An 18,520-nucleotide genomic window follows, 5' to 3' on the forward strand; every position below is an offset into this window, starting at 1 on the left:
GCGCTGTCAGTCGAGCGACGGCAGCACGCGCGGGCGGCGGTCGCGGTCGGTCGCGACGTAGGTGAGCGTCGCTTCCGTCACCTTGACGACTTCTTCGGCGAGGTTCATGCGCTGGGCCCAGACCTCGACGGACACCGTGATGGACGTATTGCCGGTCTTGACGATATCGGCGTAGAAGCTCAGCAGATCGCCGACGAACACCGGGTGCTTGAACAGGAACGAGTTCACCGCGACGGTCGCGACGCGGCCATTCGCGCGGCGGCTCGCCGGAATGGAGCCGGCGATATCGACCTGCGCCATGATCCATCCGCCGAAGACGTCGCCGTGGACGTTGGCGTCGGCAGGCTGCGGCACGACGCGCAGCGCGACGTGCTTTTCGGGAAGACTGGAATGGTCGGTCATGGAAGGAGTTCCGGTTTGCAAGGCGGGGAGAAGGCAGGCGGGCGCGAGCGGCCCCTCGAACCTTCTGCGACAATGCATAGTTATGGATGCACCCGATTGCGCACGAGGTAAAGACCTCGCTCGCGCCGGGCTTGCAGTAAATTGTACGGGAAAGCATGCAGCCAGACGTGCGCCCATTTAGCCGATAAAAACACGCCCCACGCCGCGCCCGACTCCGCTCGCGCGTCGCGCTCGAACGATACGAACTCATGCGCCGCTTTCCCAACGCCGAGCCCGGGCCAGTGCAGCAAGGCCCGCGCAACGACTGGCAGACGATCCGCTCGCTGCTGCCTTATCTCACCACGTACAAATGGCGCGTCGCGTTCGCGCTGACATGCCTGATCGGCGCGAAGGTCGCGAACCTCGGCGTGCCGATCGTGATGAAGCGCATCGTCGATGGTCTTGCATCCGTGCAGCATCTCACCGCGCTCGGACGCGCGAACGACGCGCCGGGCGTCGTGCTGATCGGCGGCATCGGGCTGCTCGTGATCGCGTATGCGCTCGCGCGGCTCTCGACCTCGCTCTTCACCGAACTGCGCGAACTGCTTTTCGCCAAGGTCACGGAAAGCGCCGTGCGGCAACTCGCGCTGCAAGTGTTCCGCCATCTGCACGCGCTGTCGCTGCGCTTTCATCTGGAGCGGCAGACGGGCGGCATGTCGCGCGATATCGAACGCGGCACGCGCGGCATTCAGCAACTCGTTTCCTATTCGCTCTACAGCATCTTGCCGACGCTCGTCGAGGTTGGACTCGTGCTCGCGTTCTTCGTGACGAAGTACGAGGCGTATTACGCGATCGTCACGTTCATCGCGCTCGTCACGTATATCGTGTTCACGGTGAAAGTGACGGAGTGGCGCACGCACTTTCGCCGCACGATGAACGATCTCGATTCCAAGGCGAACTCGCGCGCGATCGATTCGCTGCTCAACTACGAGACCGTGAAGTACTTCGGCAACGAAGAGTGGGAAACGCGTCGTTACGACGAGAATCTCCGGCGTTATCGCGCGGCCGCGATCAAGTCGCAGCGCTCGCTGTCGATGCTGAACTTCGGGCAGCAAACGATCATCGGGCTCGGGCTTGTTTTCATTCTGTGGCGCGCGACGCAAGGCGTGATGGCGGGGCGGCTGACGCTCGGCGATCTCGTGCTCATCAATACGTTCATGCTGCAGCTCTACATTCCGCTGAATTTTCTCGGCGTGGTGTATCGCGAACTGAAGCAGGCGCTGACCGACATGGATCGCATGTTCACGCTGCTCGGCGCGGGCCGCGAAGTGCCCGATGCGCCGGACGCGCAAGCGCTCGCCGTGCGTGGCGGCGAAGTGCGCTTCGAGAATGTGAGCTTCGCGTACGAAAAGGCGCGGCCGATTCTGCACGGCGTAGATTTCACGATTCCCGCGGGCACGACGACGGCCGTCGTCGGGCACAGCGGCTCGGGCAAATCGACGCTCGGGCGGCTGCTCTTTCGCTTCTACGATCTCGATCGCGCCCAGGGCGGAAGCATTCGAATCGACGGGCAGGATATTCGCGACGTCACGCAGGATTCGCTGCGCGCGGCGATCGGCATCGTGCCGCAGGACACGGTGCTCTTCAACGATTCGATCTACTACAACATCGCGTATGGGCGGCCTTCGGCGAGCCGCGACGAAGTGATCGCGGCGGCGCGCGCGGCGCATATTCACGACTTCATCGAGACGTTGCCGGCGGGTTACGACACGGCGGTCGGCGAGCGCGGCCTCAAGTTGTCGGGCGGCGAAAAGCAGCGCGTCGCGATTGCGCGCACGCTGCTGAAGAACCCGCCCATTCTGATCTTCGACGAAGCCACGTCCGCGCTCGATTCGAAATCGGAGCGCGCGATCCAGCACGAACTCGACTCGATCGCGCGCGAGAGAACGACGCTCATCATCGCGCATCGGCTATCGACGGTCGTGCACGCGCAGCAGATCATCGTGATGGATCACGGGCGCATCGTGGAGCGCGGAACGCATGCGCAGTTGCTGCGCGCGGGCGGGTTGTTCTCGCAGATGTGGGCGTTGCAGCAGCAGCGCGCGGAGGAAGCGGAGCGGGATCAGCGGGATCAGCGGGATACGGCGGGGGTTTGAGCGTTTGCGCGCATGTTGTAAGCAGGCGCGATGGCGCTCAATTTAACAAATCGCTTCTTCGCTTCCTGATAAATTCGGATTCCTTTGTAAGTATGCGGAGAAAGCGAATGAGCGATATCACCTTTGAGGACCTGCTCGTTGCCGTCGCGGCGTTCGCCCTGATGATCTACCCGTTTGTGCGAATTATCCGCCGAACGGGGCGTTCCGGATGGTGGATACTCGCGTTCATGTCGCCGCTGTCGCTGATTGCGTTGTATGTCTTTGCATTCGTGCGCTGGCCGGCGATCGACGGCGACCGCCGGTCATAAGCTACGGCATCACTCCATCGCGTGCGCGCCGCCGATCGCGACGCCATCGTGCGCTTGCGAAGCCGTCGACGACCAACGCAGCCATTGACCGCGCAGCAGGAACAACGCGCCGAACGCGCAAGTCGCGAGCACGCCGAAAGTGGCGAAGCCCATCTGATAGCTGCCCGTGCTTTCCTTCGCGATGCCCATGATCACCGGCAGATAGAACCCGCCGATCCCGCCCGCCGCACCGACGATCCCCGACAGCAACCCCGTCTTGCCCTTCCAGCGATGCGGCACGAGCTGGAACGTCGAGCCATTGCCGAGACCGAACGCGATATACAGGCAGATCAGGATCGCCACACCGCCCGCGACCGGCGGCATCCAGATCGCGAACGCGAAGTCGCCGACGGCGATCGCGGCGAGCAGCACGAGCAGCGCGCGCACACCCGTGACGCGATCCGCGACATAGCCGCCGAACGGACGCACGATCGCGCCGAGAAACGCGAGCAGCGACATGAAGAGACCGGCTTCGAGCTTCGGCATCTGATAAAGCGACGTGAGCAGTAGCGTCACATACGACGACATGCCGACGAACCCGCCGAACGTGATGCTGTAGATCAGCATGATGACCCACGTGTCGCGCTCGCCGAGCACCGACCGATAATGCCGCGGCAGCACGGCGATCGCGATGAGCGCGCCGATCACCGGCAAGAGCAGCACGCCTGCCTTGCCGCCGCCGAACACGCCGGCGTTCACCGCGAGCACCAGCACGATCAGGCTCGCGAGCGTGATCGCGAAGCTCGAAAGCGCGCGCATGGTGCTGCCGGTCTTGACGCCGGCACCGGACGCCCACGCGAAGAGCGCGACACCCGTGATGGCGAGCAACGGCAGCGCGGCGGCGGTCGATACCTGCCAGCCGAAGGCATCGGCGAGATGCGGGAACAGGAAGCCGTCGAGCACCGCGCCGATGTTGCCGGCCGCGGCCAGACCCAGCACGAGACCCTGCACCTTCGGCGGATAGTTGCTGCCGGCCATCGGCAGCGCCACGGCGAAGCTCGCGCCGCCCATGCCGAGGAACACGCCGAGCACGAGCAGCAACGCATACGACGGCACGCCGGGCAAAAGCGGCAGCACGATCGACGGAATCGACGAGAGCACAACGCCCATCAGCGCGACGCGCCGTCCATCGGTCGATTGATAGAGGTTGCCGAGCGTCACGCGCAAAATGGCGGCGGCCAGCACCGGAACCGCGACGAGGAAGCCTTGCTGCGCCGCCGACATCGTCACGTCGCGACCGATGAATGGCGCGAGCGGCCCATACAGCACCCAGACGGTGAAACCCGTATCGAAGTAGAGGAAGCAGGCGACGAGCGAGCGCCAGTTGCCGCTCTTGAGCGATGCGATCAGATTGGACATTGTGGGTTCCGGGAATGCGCGTGCCGTCGAATGAGCACGCGACGGCCCCGAAATTTGCAAGCATCATGCCAATGGAATGCATATTTAATCGATGCATCGCGCGAGCGAGCGTGGGCGCGGCGCTCGGGCGCATGCACGAGCGTTGCTGACCGGCATTCATGCGCGGGGCCGCCGGCACCGCGCCCGTGCGTGACCGCATGCGAATGGTGCGCTGCGCCTTCGCGCGGTTCATGCGCCCGCTAGAATGCGTTCTTTGCCAAGAAGCGCCGCGCGCGCCTGAAAACGCATGGAACTGAAATGGCTGGAAGACTTCGTGTCGCTCGCGGAGACGCGCAGCTTCAGTCGCTCGGCTGAGCTTCGGCACATCACGCAGCCCGCGTTCTCGCGGCGCATCCAGGCGCTCGAAGGCTGGCTCGGCACGGAGCTCATCGACCGATCGGTGTATCCGACGCGGCTCACGCAAGCCGGCAACGTGTTCTACGAGCAGGCGCTCACGATGCTCTCGCAGTTCCACGAAGCGCGCACGCTCTTGCGCGGGCAGGGCGGCGTGCCGTCGGCGACCATCGAGTTCGCCGTGCCGCACACGCTTTCGCTCACCTATTTTCCGCGCTGGCTCGAACACATCGAGGCGCGGCTTGGGCGCATCCGCACGCGGCTGCGCGCGCTCAACGTCCACGATGCGGTTCTCTCGCTCGTCGAAGGCGGCTGCGATCTCGTGATGGGCTATCACCATCCGAGTCATCCGGTCGCACTCGATCCTGCGCGTTACGACATGCTCACGCTCGGCGCGGAGCCGATCAGCCCGTTTTCCGCCGTCACCAAAGGCGGACGCGCGCGCTTCACGCTGCCCGCGACGGCCGAATCGCCGGTGCCGTATCTGTCTTACACGCCGAACGCGTATCTCGGGCGCATGACGGAAGTCATCATCGCGACGGCGCCCACGCGCCTGCATCTCGACAAGGTTTATGAAACCGACATGGCCGAAGGCCTGAAAGCGATGGCGCTCGCGGGCCACGGCGTCGCGTTCCTGCCGCACAGCGCGGTGGAGGACGCGGTGGAGGAAGGGCGGCTCGTTCGCCTCGATCGCGGAACGCGGGGCACGCCCGCCGGTCAGTTCACGCTGACGATGGAAATCCGCCTCTATCGCGACAAGCTTGCCGCGCTTGGCGAAGAGCCGCGTCAGGCATTGATGCGCGCGCTGTGGAATGCGGTCGGGGAAGAGTTGCAGAATGCGTCGTCTGGGAGACCTGCGCCGTAAGGCTGCGCAACGTTATGCAGGATTTGCATGATGAGATAAGGAAACGGCATTGGATTTGGTAACGGCGTTTTTCGACAATGCATGCATCCCTTCACCGCTGGAGCATCAATGTCTGCCTCGAAGCAACCTGTGCAAGCGCCGGACGCAAAACACGCTATCCCGTCGTATCTCCACGCCGACGATCTCGGTCCGTGGGGAAACTATCTGCAGCAGGTCGATCGCGTTGCCCCGTATCTCGGTTCTCTCTCCCGCTGGCTCGAAACCCTCAAGCGCCCGAAGCGCATTCTCATCGTCGATTGCCCGATCGAGCTGGATAACGGCACCGTCGCGCATTTCGAAGGCTATCGCGTGCAGCACAACACGTCGCGCGGCCCCGGCAAGGGCGGCGTGCGTTATCACCAGGACGTGACGCTTTCCGAAGTGATGGCGCTGTCCGCGTGGATGTCGGTGAAGAACGCGGCGGTGAACGTGCCTTACGGCGGCGCGAAGGGCGGCATCCGCGTGGACCCGCGCACGCTCTCGCGAGGCGAACTGGAGCGCGTGACGCGTCGCTATACCAGCGAGATCGGCATCATCATCGGGCCGAATACGGACATTCCCGCGCCCGACGTGAACACCAACGAGCAGATCATGGCGTGGATGATGGATACCTACTCCATGAACCAGGGCCAGACGGCAACGGGCGTCGTGACCGGCAAGCCGATCTCGCTCGGCGGCTCGCTCGGCCGCAAGGAAGCGACCGGACGCGGCGTGTTCGTCGCCGGCACGGAAGCGGCGCGGCGGATCGGCGTGGAGATCGAAGGCGCGCGTATCGCGGTGCAGGGCTTCGGCAACGTCGGCGGCATCGCGGCCAAGCTGTTCCAGGAAGCGGGCGCGAAGGTCATCGCCGTGCAGGATCACACGGGCACGATTCATAACTCGAAGGGCATCGATACCTTCGCGCTGCTCGATCACGTCGCGAAGAACGGCGGCGTCGGTGGTTTCGCGGGCGCGGACCCGGTGCAGGCGGAAGAATTCTGGATGATCGAAAGCGACATCCTGATTCCGGCCGCGCTGGAAAACCAGATCACCGAGAAGAACGCGTCGAAGATTCGCACGAAGATCGTCGTCGAAGGCGCGAACGGCCCGACCACGACCGCGGCGGACGACATCCTGAACGACAAGGGCATTCTCGTTATTCCGGACGTGATCGCGAATGCCGGCGGCGTGACCGTGTCGTACTTCGAGTGGGTGCAGGACTTTTCGAGCTTCTTCTGGACCGAGGACGAGATCAATCAGCGACTCGAACGCGTGATGCGCGAAGCGTTCGCAGGCGTCTGGCAGGTCGCGAGCGAGCATAAGGTTTCGGTGCGCACGGCGGCGTTCATCGTCGCGTGTACGCGGATTTTGCAGGCGCGCGAGATGCGCGGGCTGTACCCCTGATCTAATCAGTTGCGCGTGAGCAGTGATTGAGCGCGTGGCTCGCGAGAGCCACGCGCTTGTTTGCATTCGTGCTGCCCGAAGCAATCGTCAAAGTGCGGTCCATGCTGACGATCCACAAATCCTGACATTTCGTTTTCCTTCCTTTCCTTATACTCCGCGCGGATTTCCCGGCGAGGCCGTTCAGCGCGATGCCGATCGGGGAAGAGCTTGCTCCTCGACAAGGAGCGTGATCAAGAGGAAGAGAAAATGAAGAAGATCGTCTTATCGAGCGTTCTGGCTGCACTCGTGCTTTCCGCATGCGGCGGTGGTGGCGGCAGCGATGGCGATAAAGCAGCGAACAACGCGACTGTACCGCCGCCCGCCGATATCGATATCGATGCGCGGGGCATATACAACGGCACCAACTCGAACAATGACACGGTCAGCGGCGTCGTGCTGGACAACGGGACGTATTACTTCGTGTACGTGAATCAGGCGGAGAACAGGATCGGTCTCGTGCAGGGAACGGCAACAGCGTCCCATGGCGTGTTCAGTTCCTCTGACGCCACAGACTTCCTGGCGAGCAGCAGTCTCGCGATGCACGGATCGATCGCGGCCAATTACGTTCCGCATTCGAATCTGAACGGCACGTTCGCGTCCGTGGCCAATGGGAACACCTCATTCACGATGGCCTACAGCACGCCTTACGAACCGCCGCTGAGTCTCAGTGTGATCGCGGGAACGTACACCGGCCTGGGCGCAACGTTTCGCGGTAAAGAGACCGTCACGTTCGTTATCAGCGCCGACGGCCAAGTGCGCGGATCGGGGCCGAGCGGCTGCTCCTTCGCGGGCAACTTGAAGGTTTACGACGCGAGGAACGTCTACGGCACGGCGATTACTTTCGACGACAAATGTCCCAATGCCGGCCAGACCTTCACGGGAATCGTTAGCGTCAACGGCAATGCGCTGATCGCGGCAGCGCTGCTTCCAGAGCGCGTGGAAGCATTCGTTGTTGCGGCAAGCAAGTGAGCCCTGGCAGGCGCGCGAATCGCCAGCCGTAATCCGCCTTCGTGCTCTATAGGACAAACGGGAGATATTCATAAGAATGTCTCCCGCTTTTTTTTGAAACTGCATTACACTGCGCGTCGCAACCGGGTTGCACTGCCAGTGTCAAAAATAAGACGGCGTGGGTTAACAGCCATTTCTTTCAGAATAATTACCCTGCTAAACTTGGCCCGGTTTTTCGCCACAGGAGATCGAACAAATGAAGGTTAAAAAGGCTGCGCTGCTCGTCGCCGCGCTCGGGTTTCTCGCCACTGGCGCATACGCTCAGGACGCGGGCACGCTGAAGAAGATCAAGGATACGGGCGTGATCTCGCTGGGGCATCGCGAATCGTCCATTCCGTTTTCCTACTATGACGACAAGCAGAATGTCGTCGGTTACTCGCACGAGTTCTCGCTGAAGGTCGTGGAAGCGGTCAAGCAGAAGCTCGGCATGCAGGACCTGAAGGTGAAGCTCACGCCGATCACCTCGCAGAACCGCATTCCGCTCGTGCAGAACGGGACGGTGGATATCGAGTGCGGCTCGACCACGAACAACGCCGAGCGTCAGCAGCAAGTTTCCTTCTCGAACACGATCTTCGTGATCGGCACGCGCCTCATGACCAAGAAGGATTCGGGCGTGAAGGACTGGGCCGACCTGAAGGGCAAGACCGTCGTGACGACTGCCGGCACCACGTCCGAGCGCCTGCTTCGCAAGATGAATCAGGACAAGAACATGGGCATGAACATCATCAGCGCAAAGGATCACGGCGAGTCGTTCCTGACGCTGTCGACGGGCCGCGCCGTCGCGTTCATGATGGACGATGCGCTGCTCGCCGGCGAGCGCGCCAAGTCGAACAACCCGAACGATTTCGTGATCGTCGGCGCGCCGCAATCGCATGAAGCGTACGGCTGCATGATCCGCAAGAACGATCCCGAGTTCAAGAAGGTGGTGGACGACGCGATCGCCAAGGTCGAAACGTCGGGCGACGCCGACAAGATCTACAAGAAGTGGTTCGAAAGCCCGATCCCGCCGAAGGGCCTCAACCTCAACTTCCCGGAAAGTGACGACATCAAGGCTCTCTACAAGAGCCCGAATGACAAGGCAATCGACTAACCGGTTCGAGTCTCGAACGAACGAAACGGAAGGAGCTTGCTTCTTCCGTTTCTTTTTGGAGTGAGTCCATGTCTTATCACTGGAACTGGGGCATCCTGCTGAGTCCGGTTTCGACCGGCGAGCCCACCACCTATCTCGGCTGGCTGATCTCCGGCTTCTGGGTGACGATTACCGTGTCGCTCGCGGCCTGGGTGATCGCGCTCGTGGTCGGCTCGTTGTTCGGCATCTTGCGCACGGTCCCGAATCGCACGCTGGCGGGCATCGGCACCGTCTACGTCGCGATCTTCCGCAATATTCCGCTGATCGTGCAGTTCTTCGTCTGGTATCTCGTGATACCGGAATTGCTGCCGCCTTCCATCGGCAACTGGTTCAAGCAACTGCCGCCCACGGCGCAGTTCTTTTCGTCGTCGATCATCTGTCTTGGGCTCTTCACCGGCGCGCGCGTGTGCGAACAGGTGCGCTCGGGCATCAACGCGCTGCCGCCCGGACAGCGCAATGCCGGCCTCGCGATGGGCTTCACGCAATGGCAGACATACCGTTACGTGCTGATGCCGGTCGCGTACCGCATCATCGTGCCGCCGCTCACGTCGGAATTCCTCAACGTGTTCAAGAACTCAGCGGTCGCGTCGACCATCGGTCTGCTGGATTTGTCCGCTCAGGCGCGCCAGCTCGTCGACTACACGGCGCAGACGTATGAGTCGTTCATCGCGGTGACGGTCGCCTACATGCTCATCAATCTGGTCGTGATGCAGTTGATGCGCTGGGTCGAAGCGAGAACCCGGCTGACCGGCTACATCGGAGGCAAGTAATGCATCAGTTCAACTGGAGTGGTGTGCTCGCCTCGTGGCCCACGTTGATGACGGGCGCCAAGATCACGCTTCAGATCACCGTGCTCGCCATCGTGGTCGGCATCATCTGGGGTACCGTGCTCGCGCTGTTCCGTCTCTCGGGTGTGAAGCCGCTGCAATGGTTCGCGAGCATGTACGTCACGCTGTTCCGCTCGATCCCGCTCGTGATGGTGCTGCTGTGGTTCTTCCTGATCGTGCCGCAGTTGCTGCAGAACGTGCTCGGGCTGTCGGCGGACATCGACATTCGTCTCGCCTCGGCCATGGTCGCGTTCTCGCTCTTCGAAGCCGCGTACTATTCGGAAATCATCCGCGCCGGCATTCAGGCGGTGCCGCGCGGGCAGGTCAACGCGGCGTTCGCGCTCGGCATGACCTACGCCCAGGCGATGAAGCTCGTCGTGTTGCCGCAGGCATTCCGCGCGATGGTGCCGCTTCTGCTCACGCAGGCGATCGTCCTGTTTCAGGATACATCGCTCGTCTACGTCATCAGTCTCGCGGACTTCTTCCGCACGGCGACGAATATCGGGGATCGCGACGGCACGACCGTCGAAATGGTCCTGTTCGCGGGCGCGTGCTATTTCGTGATTTGCGTGGTGGCGTCGGCCCTCGTCAAAAGTCTTCAGAAAAAGGTCGCAAGATGATCTCTATCAAGAATGTTTCCAAGTGGTACGGGCAGTTTCAGGTGCTCACCGACTGCACGACCGAAGTGAAGAAGGGCGAGGTGGTCGTGGTGTGCGGCCCGTCGGGTTCGGGCAAGTCGACGCTCATCAAGACCGTGAACGGCCTCGAACCGTTCCAGAAGGGCGAGATCACGATCAACGGCCAGTCGCTGACGGACAAGAAGACGAATTTGTCGAAGCTGCGTTCGAAGGTCGGCATGGTGTTCCAGCACTTCGAGCTGTTTCCGCATCTGACGATCACGCAGAACCTGACGCTCGCGCAAATCAAGGTGCTCGGCCGGTCGAACGACGAAGCCATGCAAAAGGGTTTGAAGCTGCTGGATCGCGTCGGCCTGCGCGCGCAGGCCGACAAGTTTCCGGGCCAGTTGTCGGGCGGTCAGCAGCAGCGCGTGGCGATTGCGCGCGCGCTGTCGATGGACCCGATCGCGATGCTCTTCGACGAGCCGACGTCCGCGCTCGACCCGGAGATGATCAACGAAGTGCTCGACGTGATGGTCGAACTGGCGCAGGAAGGCATGACCATGATGTGCGTGACGCACGAAATGGGCTTCGCGAAGAAGGTGGCGAACCGCGTGATCTTCATGGACCGCGGGATTATCGTCGAGGACGATCAGAAGGAGGCGTTCTTCGCCAATCCGAAGTCCGATCGCGCGAAGGACTTTCTCGCGAAGATCCTGCACTGACCTCGTCGTGAAAGAAAGCGGCGCTTCTGAAAAGAAGCGCCGTTTTTTTTATTCGATCCCGAGTTCCGATTCCACCGCCGCCGTCGTCCGGATCTCGTCGATCGTCAGCGCCGACCCGACGCACGCCTTCGCGAGCGGCTCGGCTGCTTTCTTCGCGACCTCGTCCGGCACTGGAATATTCACCGTGCGGGCGAGATCGCCGCACTGGAACATCGCGAGATCGCCGGGGGCGAAGCGCGTCCAGATTTCGTTGTCGGTGAGCGGCGAGGTGGCGATCACAGCGACGCGGTCTTCCGGCGTCGTGTACTTGGCGAAATCGATCGACATATCCGCGTCGATCAGATGCGCCGTCGAGAACGGCCAGCTACGCACCAGATAGTACAAATGCGTCGAGCAGTGTGAGAAGAGCGCCTGCCCGTTCGACATCAGAAAGTTGAACACGCCGTATTGCGTGATGTCGCGCGTAAGCCCGGCGAGCGCGTCGAATAGCTCTTCGAGCGGCGGCTGCGAGCACGGAAACGCGCGCCGCAGGCCCTGCAACAACGTGCAGAACGCGAGCTCGCTGTCCGTCGTGCCGACCGGCTGATACACGCCGGTGAGTTCGGGCGCATGGCCTTTCAGATCGCCGTTGTGCGCGAAGATCCAGTGCCGGCCCCACAATTCGCGCATGAACGGATGGCAGTTCTCCAACAGGATATGCCCCTGCGTCGCCTTGCGGATATGCGCGATCGTGTTCTTCGATTTGATCGGATAGCGCTTCACCATGTCCGCGAGCGGCGAGCTGGCGGACGACTGATGATCGATGAAAAGCCGGCAGGCCTTGTCTTCGAAGAAGGCGATGCCCCAGCCGTCGGCATGATGATCCGTGACGCCGCCGCGCGCCGCGAAGCCGGTGAACGAGAACGTCACATCGGTCGGTTCGGCGCAATTCATTCCGAGAAGTTGGCACATGATGCTTGAGGCGGCGGCTTTTGGCCTGTTGTTACAATATGTTCGACAAGCATATCACCGAGGTCGAGCCGAAAAAATCGCCCAAACGCTCGCAGATGCGCGCGTTGTGGAATTTCCACGGCGATTTTTTCCTGTCCTTGCGTGAACTTGCGCCATTTCAACGCTCCCCGTCACCACGCCATGTCCGCTACCTCATCCTCGCCCAATTCGCTCACGATCGCGCGCCCCGACGACTGGCATCTTCACGTGCGCGACGGCGCGACGCTCGCCGCCGTCTTGCCGCATACGGCGCGCCAGTTCGGCCGCGCGATCATCATGCCGAACCTGAAGCCGCCCGTGACGACGACGGAAATGGCCGCGGCCTACCGCGAGCGCATTCTGGCCGCGCTGCCGAAAGAAGGCGCGGGAGCCGGCTTCGAGCCGCTGATGACGCTCTATCTCACCGACAACACGCCGCCCGACGAAATCCGCCGTGCGCAGGAAAGCGGCTTCGTGCATGGCGTGAAGCTGTATCCGGCGGGCGCGACGACCAATTCCGACGCGGGCGTGACGGATCTCCTCGGCAAATGCGCGAAGACGCTCGAAGCGATGCAGGAAGTCGGCATGCCTTTGCTGACTCACGGCGAAGTGACCGATAGCGACATCGACGTGTTCGATCGCGAAAAGGTCTTCATCGATCGCGTGATGACGCCGCTGCGCCGCGATTTTCCCGCGCTGAAGATCGTGTTCGAGCACATCACGACGAAGGACGCCGCCGATTACGTGCGCGAGGCAGAAGGTCCGATCGGCGCGACGATCACCGCGCATCACTTGCTGTACAACCGCAACATCATGCTGGTCGGCGGCATGCGTCCGCATTACTACTGCCTGCCGGTGTTGAAGCGCGAGACGCATCGCGTGGCGCTGGTCGAAGCGGCCACGTCGGGCAATCCGCGCTATTTCCTCGGCACGGACAGCGCGCCGCATCCGAAGGGCCTGAAAGAGCACGCATGCGGCTGCGCGGGATGCTACACGGCGCTGCACGCGCTCGAACTCTATGCCGAAGCCTTCGACAAGGCCGGCGCACTCGACAAGCTCGAAGGCTTCGCGAGCTTTCACGGCGCGGACTTCTACGGTCTGCCGCGCAGCAAGGAAACGGTGACGCTCGAACGCGGATCGTGGACGCTGCCCGCCGAATTCGCCGCCGGCGACGCGACGATCGTGCCGTTGCGCGGCGGCGAGTCGATCGGCTGGCGCTTCGTGGACACGCATTAAGCTTTCGAACGTGAGCGAGGGTTTCGCCGATATCGACTGGGCGCGGCCGTGGCTTGCGTCCATCGAGCCGCGCGGCCGGCGCTGGCAGGCGGCGGCGCTCGCCGGTTACGGCGAATATCTCGCGGCGTTGAACGACGACGCGGCGGCGGCCGCGCATGTCACCGGTCGAGGCAAGCCGCTTGCGTTCATCGCGCAGGAAGCGCTGCCGGCGGGGGCGTCTTACGAAGGTCACATCGCGGAGACCGGCCGCGTGCCGACGCGCCACAATCTCCACGATTTCTTCAACGGCGCGATGTGGTTCGCGTATCCGCGCATCAAAGCGGCGCTCAACGCGCGCCAGGCGGAGCAGATCGATGCGCTTGGCATTGGACCGACGCGCGGCGGCGTGCGCGACGCCCTCACGCTCTTCGATGAAAACGCCGTGCTCTTCGCTTGCGCCGATGCATCGCTTGCCGATGCGCTGCGCAGTTTCGACTGGCGCACGCTGTTCACGGACGAGCGCGCAGCATGGGGCACACGCTGCGAGGCGCGCATCTTCGGGCACGCGCTGCTGGAAAAGCTCGTCGCGCCGTACAAGGCGTGCACAGGGCACGCGTGGATCGTCGACGTTCCCGCCGACTATTTCGAACTCGACGATGCCGCTCGCCGCGCGCTGCTCGACGAACGCGTGGCGCAGCGCCTGAACGCCGGGCCGCTCGACAGCCGCGCATTCGCGCCGCTGCCTGTGCTGGGCGTGCCGGGCTGGTGGGAGGCGAACGCATCGCCCGATTTCTATGACGACGTCTGCGTGTTCCGCCCGGGCCGCCGTTCCCGGTGATGTTAAAATCGTAAGTTGCAAAGCGGGCCAGGCAATCGCGGCCTCGACGGTTTCGGCCGAAGAGGGCGAGGAAAGTCCGGACTCCACAGGGCAGGGTGATGGCTAACGGCCATCCGTGGCAACACGCGGAACAGGGCAACAGAAAGCAAACCGCCGATGGCTCCGGGCGCAAGTCCGGAGATCAGGTAAGGGTGAAACGGTGCGGTAAGAGCGCACCGCGGGCGTCGCGAGACGTTCCGGCACGGTAACCTCCACCCGGAGCAATTCCAAATAGGCAGGCGCGCATCCTCGCGATGCAGGACGGGGCCCCCGTTTCGTCTGCGGGTAGGAAGCTTGAGCGCGTCAGCAATGGCGCGTCTAGAGGAATGATTGCCACGCGCGTTCGCCTTCGGGCGGCGCGTGCACAAAATCCGGCTTATCGGCCCGCTTTGTTGTCATTCAAAAGAGAAGAGCCGGCGTCTCGCGACGTCGGCTCTTTTCGTTTCGGCTTGCGGCCTGATTACGCTTCGACGATCTCGAACGAATGCGTGAGCTCCGCCGACTTCGCCAGCATGATCGACGCCGAACAGTACTTGTCATGCGACAGGTTGATCGCGCGCTCGACGGTCGCCGGGTTCAGATTCTTTCCGGTCACGGTGAAGTGAAAGTGAATCTTCGTGAAAACCTTCGGGTCTTCGCTCGCGCGATCGGCCTTCAGCGTGACTGAGCAGCCCTGGATCTCCTGACGGCTCTTCTTCATGATCATCACGACGTCGTAGGCGGTGCAGCCGCCGGTGCCGAGCAGGACCATTTCCATCGGGCGCGGCGCGAGATTGCGGCCGCCGCCTTCGGGCGCGCCATCCATGTTCACGAGATGGCCGCTTCCCGTTTCGGCGGCGAAGGCCATGCCGTCTTGTCCCATCCAGCTAACTTTGCATTCCATGCTCAGGCTCCAGCTGCTCAGCGCGTCATTACAGAGGCTACATTGTAGCGGTTTAGGAACTTCCCATAGGTCGCTGCTTACGAGCATCTACCGGTTGACGAAGCGAAAATCGGCGCGGCGGTCTTGGCATCTGCGATCGAAGGTTCAGTCGAGGAAGTCCTCTAAATCGAGATCGCTCCGAATTTTTACCACTTATCGCGCACAAGCGTATGAATTTAAAGATATTTATTGATTGACGTTCGTCTCATTCTAATTTCAAATAGTGAAATTCGTTTTCACCATGCAGATCTTCTTGCTTTGCAGCATGGCCGTGCCTATACTCGTTCCTGTCTCCTCCACCTCCTCCTTTGGTGGATTAAGCCCGAGCCAAGCTGCTTGGGCTTTTTTTCGTCCTCGCACCGCCCGACGCAAATCTTTGACGCGGCGACCCAATTCCCTTTATAATTCAAAGTTCTCTTCGCTACACGCCCGTGAAGAGAGGCTTGTGAGAGCCTGCACGCGTCTAGAACGCTCATATAAGCAGGGCCGAACAAGACAAGCTCCAACGAGCAAACCTGGGCAGATCAATTTTTTGGATCGATCATGAAGACGTTTTCCGCAAAAGCCGAAGAGGTGACGCGCGAATGGTACGTGATTGACGCGACGGATAAGGTTCTCGGCCGTGTCGCCAGCGAAGTGGCACGCCGTCTTCGCGGCAAGCATAAGCCTGAATTCACCCCGCACGTCGACACTGGTGATTTCATCATCATCGTCAATGCCGGCAAGCTGAAAGTCACTGGCAACAAGGCCACGGACAAGAAGTACTATCGTCACTCGGGCTACCCGGGCGGCATTTACGAAACGACTTTCGGCAAGATGCAAGAGCGTTTCCCGGGCCGCGCGCTCGAGAAGGCTGTCAAGGGCATGCTTCCGAAGGGTCCGCTCGGCTACGCGATGATCAAGAAGCTGAAGGTCTACGCCGAAGCAACGCATCCGCATACGGCTCAACAGCCTAAAGCGCTCGAGATCTAAGGGGAGCCCACATGATCGGTAACTGGAACTACGGTACGGGCCGCCGCAAGAGCGCCGTCGCTCGCGTCTTCATCAAGTCGGGCAAGGGCGAGATCATCGTCAATGGCAAGCCCATCGCCGACTACTTCTCGCGCGAAACGTCGCTGATGATCGTGCGTCAGCCGCTGGAACTCACGAACCACGGCACCACGTTCGACATCAAGGTCAACGTGAATGGCGGCGGTGAAACGGGTCAGGCAGGCGCGGTTCGCCACGGCATCACGCGCGCGTTGATGGACTACGACGCTACGCTTAAGTCGCAACTGTCGAACGCTGGCTTCGTCACCCGCGACGCGCGTGAAGTGGAACGTAAGAAGGTCGGTTTCCACAAGGCACGCCGCAGGAAGCAGTTCTCGAAGCGTTAAGCGCTTCTCGCCGGGCAAGTTCCGGCGAAGCTGCAAAAGCCGCCCGCACGTCACGTGCAGGCGGCTTTTTTTCGTTTTGCCGCACGCAAACGCGGAACATGTCGAATTTTCATATAGCCCATTGATTCCATGGACATTCGGCACGATATTGAGATCAGCCCTACAATAGCGGTTAGAAGCTTAATTGGAGAGTTCGAATGAGCGCTGTCAGCGACACCCCCACGACCGAAATGCCGATGCCGTTCGTCTTTACCGACGCGGCAGCGGAGAAGGTCAAGCAATTGATCGACGAAGAAGGCAATCCGGATCTGAAGCTGCGCGTGTTCGTGCAAGGCGGCGGATGCTCGGGTTTCCAGTACGGCTTCACGTTCGACGAAGAAGTGAACGAAGACGACACCGTGCTGGACAAGGCGGGCGTGCAACTGCTCGTCGACTCGATGAGCTATCAGTATCTCGTCGGCGCGGAAATCGACTATAAGGACGACCTCAACGGCGCCCAGTTCGTCATCAAGAATCCGAACGCCACCACGACTTGCGGTTGCGGTTCGTCGTTCTCGGTCTGAGCACGAATCAATCGATGTGATCGAAACGGAGCCTGCGGGCTCCGTTTTTGTTTTTGAGCGCGCATCAATCGATGTGATCGAAACGGAGCCTGCGGGCTCCGTTTTTGTTTTTGAGCGCGCGTCAGTGCGGATAAATCGCGCCGAGGACGCGCTCGCCCGCCGCGCCCGTCACCGCAGGCAGGTTGCCCGGTTCGCGCGCGACGCAGCGCATCGCGAGCCACGCGAACGCGAGCGCTTCGACTTGCTGCGGCGGCACGCCGAGCGCCTCGGTCGTCATCACCGGTACGCCGGGAACGCCGCCGTCTTCGAGCGCCTGCCGGAGCATCTTCATCAGAACCGGGTTGCGCGCACCGCCGCCACACACATATACGGCGCGGGTGTCCGGCGCGTGTCGCGCAATCTCGCGGGCGACGGTCGTGGCGGTGAGCGCGGTGAGCGTCGCCTGGATGTCGGCGGGAGCGAGGCTCGCGAAGGCGGCGAGTTTCGCGTCCATCCACGCCGGATTGAACAGATCGCGGCCCGTGCTCTTGGGCGGCGCGAGTTCGAAGAACGGTTCGTCGAGCAACGCGTTCAAAAGCGCCCGGTCGATCCGGCCTTGAGCCGCGAACTGGCCGCCATCGTCGTATGCGCGCTGGGTGTGGCGCAAAGCCCATTCGTCGATCAGCACGTTTGCCGGGCCGCAATCGAAGCCGCGCACTTCGCCGCTCGCCGCGAGAATCGTAATGTTGCTGATGCCGCCCAGATTGCACACGACGCGCGTCTCGTTCTTTTCGCCGAATACGGTGGCGTGGAACGCCGGAACGAGCGGCGCGCCCTGGCCGCCCGCGGCGACGTCGCGGCTGCGGAAATCGGCGATCACATCGATGCTGGTCATTTCCGCGAGCAGCGCTGGATTGTTGATCTGCCGCGTGTAACCCTTTTCCGGCCGATGCCGCACGGTCTGCCCATGCACGCCGATTGCGCGTACTTTCGTCGCCGAGCAGCCGCTCATGCTCTGCAGTTCGTGGCAGCAGACGGCATAGCGCGTCGCGAGCGCGTTCGCCGCGAGCGCTGCGCGTTCGAGTTCGTTGTCGCCGGGCGATTGCAGTTCGAAGAGCGCATCGCGCAAGCCTTTCGAAAAGGACACGTGCGCCTCGCCGATCACCACGGGCGGCTTGCCCGTCGCGAACTGAACGGCCACGCCGTCGACGCCGTCCATGCTGGTTCCGGACATCAAACCGAAGTACACGCCGTCCGACTTGCCGGTTTCGATTGCTTCGGTTTTCTTTCCCACGCTCCTCTCCTCTTCGATGCCGGTTTGCCGGGTTTGCCGGGGTTTGCCGGGGTTTGC

Annotated in this window: 19 protein-coding genes and 1 other RNA gene; 15 read left to right on the top strand and 5 right to left on the bottom strand. The window is 62.1% G+C overall.

The features are described 5' to 3' along the window. Positions 1–6: 6 nt before the first annotated feature. Positions 7–402, bottom strand: a complete 396-nt coding sequence (locus AWB82_RS01835) for an acyl-CoA thioesterase (protein ID WP_086965278.1) — start codon at positions 400–402, stop codon at positions 7–9. A gap of 248 nt (positions 403–650) precedes the next feature. Between AWB82_RS01835 and AWB82_RS01840 the strand changes: the two genes are divergently transcribed. Then, positions 651–2,537 (top strand): ABCB family ABC transporter ATP-binding protein/permease, encoded by a 1,887-nt coding sequence (locus AWB82_RS01840; protein WP_086965280.1) that lies wholly within the window; start codon positions 651–653, stop codon positions 2,535–2,537. 107 nt (positions 2,538–2,644) lie between these two features. Then, positions 2,645–2,845, top strand: coding sequence for a hypothetical protein (locus AWB82_RS01845; protein WP_086965282.1), 201 nt, complete (start codon positions 2,645–2,647; stop codon positions 2,843–2,845). Positions 2,846–2,854: 9 nt separating this feature from the next. On the opposite strand, the gene AWB82_RS01850 is transcribed toward AWB82_RS01845, so the two are convergent. Then, a complete protein-coding gene (locus tag AWB82_RS01850; protein ID WP_086965284.1) occupies positions 2,855–4,243 on the bottom strand; it encodes an MFS transporter in 1,389 nt (462 codons plus the stop codon). Positions 4,244–4,529: 286 nt separating this feature from the next. Here AWB82_RS01850 and AWB82_RS01855 point away from each other — a divergent pair, with 286 nt between their 5' ends. From AWB82_RS01855 to AWB82_RS01885, 7 genes are all read left to right on the top strand, one after another. Further along, on the top strand, positions 4,530–5,501 hold the full coding sequence (locus AWB82_RS01855; RefSeq protein ID WP_086965286.1) for a LysR substrate-binding domain-containing protein: 972 nt from the start codon (positions 4,530–4,532) through the stop codon (positions 5,499–5,501). 108 nt (positions 5,502–5,609) lie between these two features. Next, positions 5,610–6,923 (top strand): Glu/Leu/Phe/Val family dehydrogenase, encoded by a 1,314-nt coding sequence (locus AWB82_RS01860; RefSeq protein WP_086965288.1) that lies wholly within the window; start codon positions 5,610–5,612, stop codon positions 6,921–6,923. A gap of 246 nt (positions 6,924–7,169) precedes the next feature. Further along, positions 7,170–7,931 carry a hypothetical protein gene (locus tag AWB82_RS01865; RefSeq protein WP_143756671.1) on the top strand — a complete coding sequence of 254 codons (762 nt, stop codon included), beginning with the start codon at positions 7,170–7,172 and terminating at the stop codon, positions 7,929–7,931. A gap of 235 nt (positions 7,932–8,166) precedes the next feature. Continuing rightward, positions 8,167–9,060 carry a glutamate/aspartate ABC transporter substrate-binding protein gene (locus AWB82_RS01870; RefSeq protein ID WP_086965292.1) on the top strand — a complete coding sequence of 298 codons (894 nt, stop codon included), beginning with the start codon at positions 8,167–8,169 and terminating at the stop codon, positions 9,058–9,060. A 68-nt stretch (positions 9,061–9,128) separates the two neighbouring features. Then, a complete protein-coding gene (locus AWB82_RS01875; RefSeq protein WP_086965293.1) occupies positions 9,129–9,869 on the top strand; it encodes an amino acid ABC transporter permease in 741 nt (246 codons plus the stop codon). After that, positions 9,869–10,546, top strand: coding sequence for a glutamate/aspartate ABC transporter permease GltK (gene gltK, locus AWB82_RS01880; protein WP_086965295.1), 678 nt, complete (start codon positions 9,869–9,871; stop codon positions 10,544–10,546). The genes AWB82_RS01875 and gltK overlap by 1 nt, the downstream gene beginning before the upstream one ends. Then, complete coding sequence (locus AWB82_RS01885; protein ID WP_086965297.1) at positions 10,543–11,268, top strand: amino acid ABC transporter ATP-binding protein; 726 nt, start codon at positions 10,543–10,545, stop codon at positions 11,266–11,268. Before gltK ends, AWB82_RS01885 begins: the two co-directional genes overlap by 4 nt. Before the next feature lie 48 nt (positions 11,269–11,316). On the opposite strand, the gene AWB82_RS01890 is transcribed toward AWB82_RS01885, so the two are convergent. After that, the gene (locus AWB82_RS01890) at positions 11,317–12,219 is read right to left on the bottom strand and encodes a class II glutamine amidotransferase (protein WP_086965299.1); all 903 of its coding nucleotides are present in this window, start codon (positions 12,217–12,219) and stop codon (positions 11,317–11,319) included. Positions 12,220–12,399: 180 nt separating this feature from the next. Between AWB82_RS01890 and pyrC the strand changes: the two genes are divergently transcribed. The 3 genes from pyrC to rnpB all read left to right on the top strand — a co-directional run bounded on the left by pyrC (position 12,400) and on the right by rnpB (position 14,724). Continuing rightward, positions 12,400–13,473, top strand: coding sequence for a dihydroorotase (pyrC, locus tag AWB82_RS01895; RefSeq protein WP_086965301.1), 1,074 nt, complete (start codon positions 12,400–12,402; stop codon positions 13,471–13,473). Between the two features lie 10 nt (positions 13,474–13,483). Next, the gene (locus AWB82_RS01900; protein WP_086965303.1) at positions 13,484–14,290 is read left to right on the top strand and encodes a DUF3025 domain-containing protein; all 807 of its coding nucleotides are present in this window, start codon (positions 13,484–13,486) and stop codon (positions 14,288–14,290) included. Positions 14,291–14,309: 19 nt separating this feature from the next. Further along, an RNA gene (gene rnpB, locus AWB82_RS01905) (RNase P RNA component class A) lies at positions 14,310–14,724 on the top strand. A gap of 65 nt (positions 14,725–14,789) precedes the next feature. On the opposite strand, the gene AWB82_RS01910 is transcribed toward rnpB, so the two are convergent. Then, positions 14,790–15,212 carry an OsmC family protein gene (locus tag AWB82_RS01910; protein ID WP_086965305.1) on the bottom strand — a complete coding sequence of 141 codons (423 nt, stop codon included), beginning with the start codon at positions 15,210–15,212 and terminating at the stop codon, positions 14,790–14,792. A gap of 582 nt (positions 15,213–15,794) precedes the next feature. Here AWB82_RS01910 and rplM point away from each other — a divergent pair. From rplM to erpA, 3 genes are all read left to right on the top strand, one after another. Continuing rightward, positions 15,795–16,223 (top strand): 50S ribosomal protein L13, encoded by a 429-nt coding sequence (gene rplM / locus AWB82_RS01915; RefSeq protein WP_086965307.1) that lies wholly within the window; start codon positions 15,795–15,797, stop codon positions 16,221–16,223. An 11-nt stretch (positions 16,224–16,234) separates the two neighbouring features. Further along, the gene (rpsI, locus tag AWB82_RS01920) at positions 16,235–16,627 is read left to right on the top strand and encodes a 30S ribosomal protein S9 (RefSeq protein ID WP_035497678.1); all 393 of its coding nucleotides are present in this window, start codon (positions 16,235–16,237) and stop codon (positions 16,625–16,627) included. Positions 16,628–16,824: 197 nt separating this feature from the next. Continuing rightward, a complete protein-coding gene (erpA, locus tag AWB82_RS01925; RefSeq protein WP_086965309.1) occupies positions 16,825–17,190 on the top strand; it encodes an iron-sulfur cluster insertion protein ErpA in 366 nt (121 codons plus the stop codon). A 121-nt stretch (positions 17,191–17,311) separates the two neighbouring features. Here erpA and AWB82_RS01930 read toward each other — a convergent pair whose 3' ends face one another. Next, the gene (locus AWB82_RS01930; RefSeq protein WP_086965593.1) at positions 17,312–18,442 is read right to left on the bottom strand and encodes an anhydro-N-acetylmuramic acid kinase; all 1,131 of its coding nucleotides are present in this window, start codon (positions 18,440–18,442) and stop codon (positions 17,312–17,314) included. Between the last annotated feature and the right edge of the window lie 78 nt (positions 18,443–18,520).

This window comes from Caballeronia glebae, from assembly GCF_001545035.1.
In the GTDB taxonomy this organism is placed as follows: Bacteria; Pseudomonadota; Gammaproteobacteria; order Burkholderiales; family Burkholderiaceae; genus Caballeronia; species Caballeronia glebae.

Excerpts from the sequence above, each read along its gene's own strand:
- AWB82_RS01860 (WP_086965288.1), top strand. The coding sequence starts at position 5,610 with ATGTCTGCCTCGAAGCAACCTGTGCAAGCGCCGGACGCAAAACACGCT.
- AWB82_RS01845 (WP_086965282.1), top strand. The coding sequence starts at position 2,645 with ATGAGCGATATCACCTTTGAGGACCTGCTCGTTGCCGTCGCGGCGTTC.
- AWB82_RS01855 (WP_086965286.1), top strand. The coding sequence starts at position 4,530 with ATGGAACTGAAATGGCTGGAAGACTTCGTGTCGCTCGCGGAGACGCGC.
- rpsI (WP_035497678.1), top strand. The coding sequence starts at position 16,235 with ATGATCGGTAACTGGAACTACGGTACGGGCCGCCGCAAGAGCGCCGTC.
- AWB82_RS01865 (WP_143756671.1), top strand. The coding sequence starts at position 7,170 with ATGAAGAAGATCGTCTTATCGAGCGTTCTGGCTGCACTCGTGCTTTCC.
- pyrC (WP_086965301.1), top strand. The coding sequence starts at position 12,400 with ATGTCCGCTACCTCATCCTCGCCCAATTCGCTCACGATCGCGCGCCCC.
- AWB82_RS01890 (WP_086965299.1), bottom strand. The coding sequence starts at position 12,219 with ATGTGCCAACTTCTCGGAATGAATTGCGCCGAACCGACCGATGTGACG.
- AWB82_RS01875 (WP_086965293.1), top strand. The coding sequence starts at position 9,129 with ATGTCTTATCACTGGAACTGGGGCATCCTGCTGAGTCCGGTTTCGACC.
- AWB82_RS01840 (WP_086965280.1), top strand. The coding sequence starts at position 651 with ATGCGCCGCTTTCCCAACGCCGAGCCCGGGCCAGTGCAGCAAGGCCCG.
- AWB82_RS01885 (WP_086965297.1), top strand. The coding sequence starts at position 10,543 with ATGATCTCTATCAAGAATGTTTCCAAGTGGTACGGGCAGTTTCAGGTG.
- gltK (WP_086965295.1), top strand. The coding sequence starts at position 9,869 with ATGCATCAGTTCAACTGGAGTGGTGTGCTCGCCTCGTGGCCCACGTTG.
- AWB82_RS01850 (WP_086965284.1), bottom strand. The coding sequence starts at position 4,243 with ATGTCCAATCTGATCGCATCGCTCAAGAGCGGCAACTGGCGCTCGCTC.
- AWB82_RS01870 (WP_086965292.1), top strand. The coding sequence starts at position 8,167 with ATGAAGGTTAAAAAGGCTGCGCTGCTCGTCGCCGCGCTCGGGTTTCTC.
- AWB82_RS01835 (WP_086965278.1), bottom strand. The coding sequence starts at position 402 with ATGACCGACCATTCCAGTCTTCCCGAAAAGCACGTCGCGCTGCGCGTC.
- AWB82_RS01910 (WP_086965305.1), bottom strand. The coding sequence starts at position 15,212 with ATGGAATGCAAAGTTAGCTGGATGGGACAAGACGGCATGGCCTTCGCC.
- rplM (WP_086965307.1), top strand. The coding sequence starts at position 15,795 with ATGAAGACGTTTTCCGCAAAAGCCGAAGAGGTGACGCGCGAATGGTAC.
- erpA (WP_086965309.1), top strand. The coding sequence starts at position 16,825 with ATGAGCGCTGTCAGCGACACCCCCACGACCGAAATGCCGATGCCGTTC.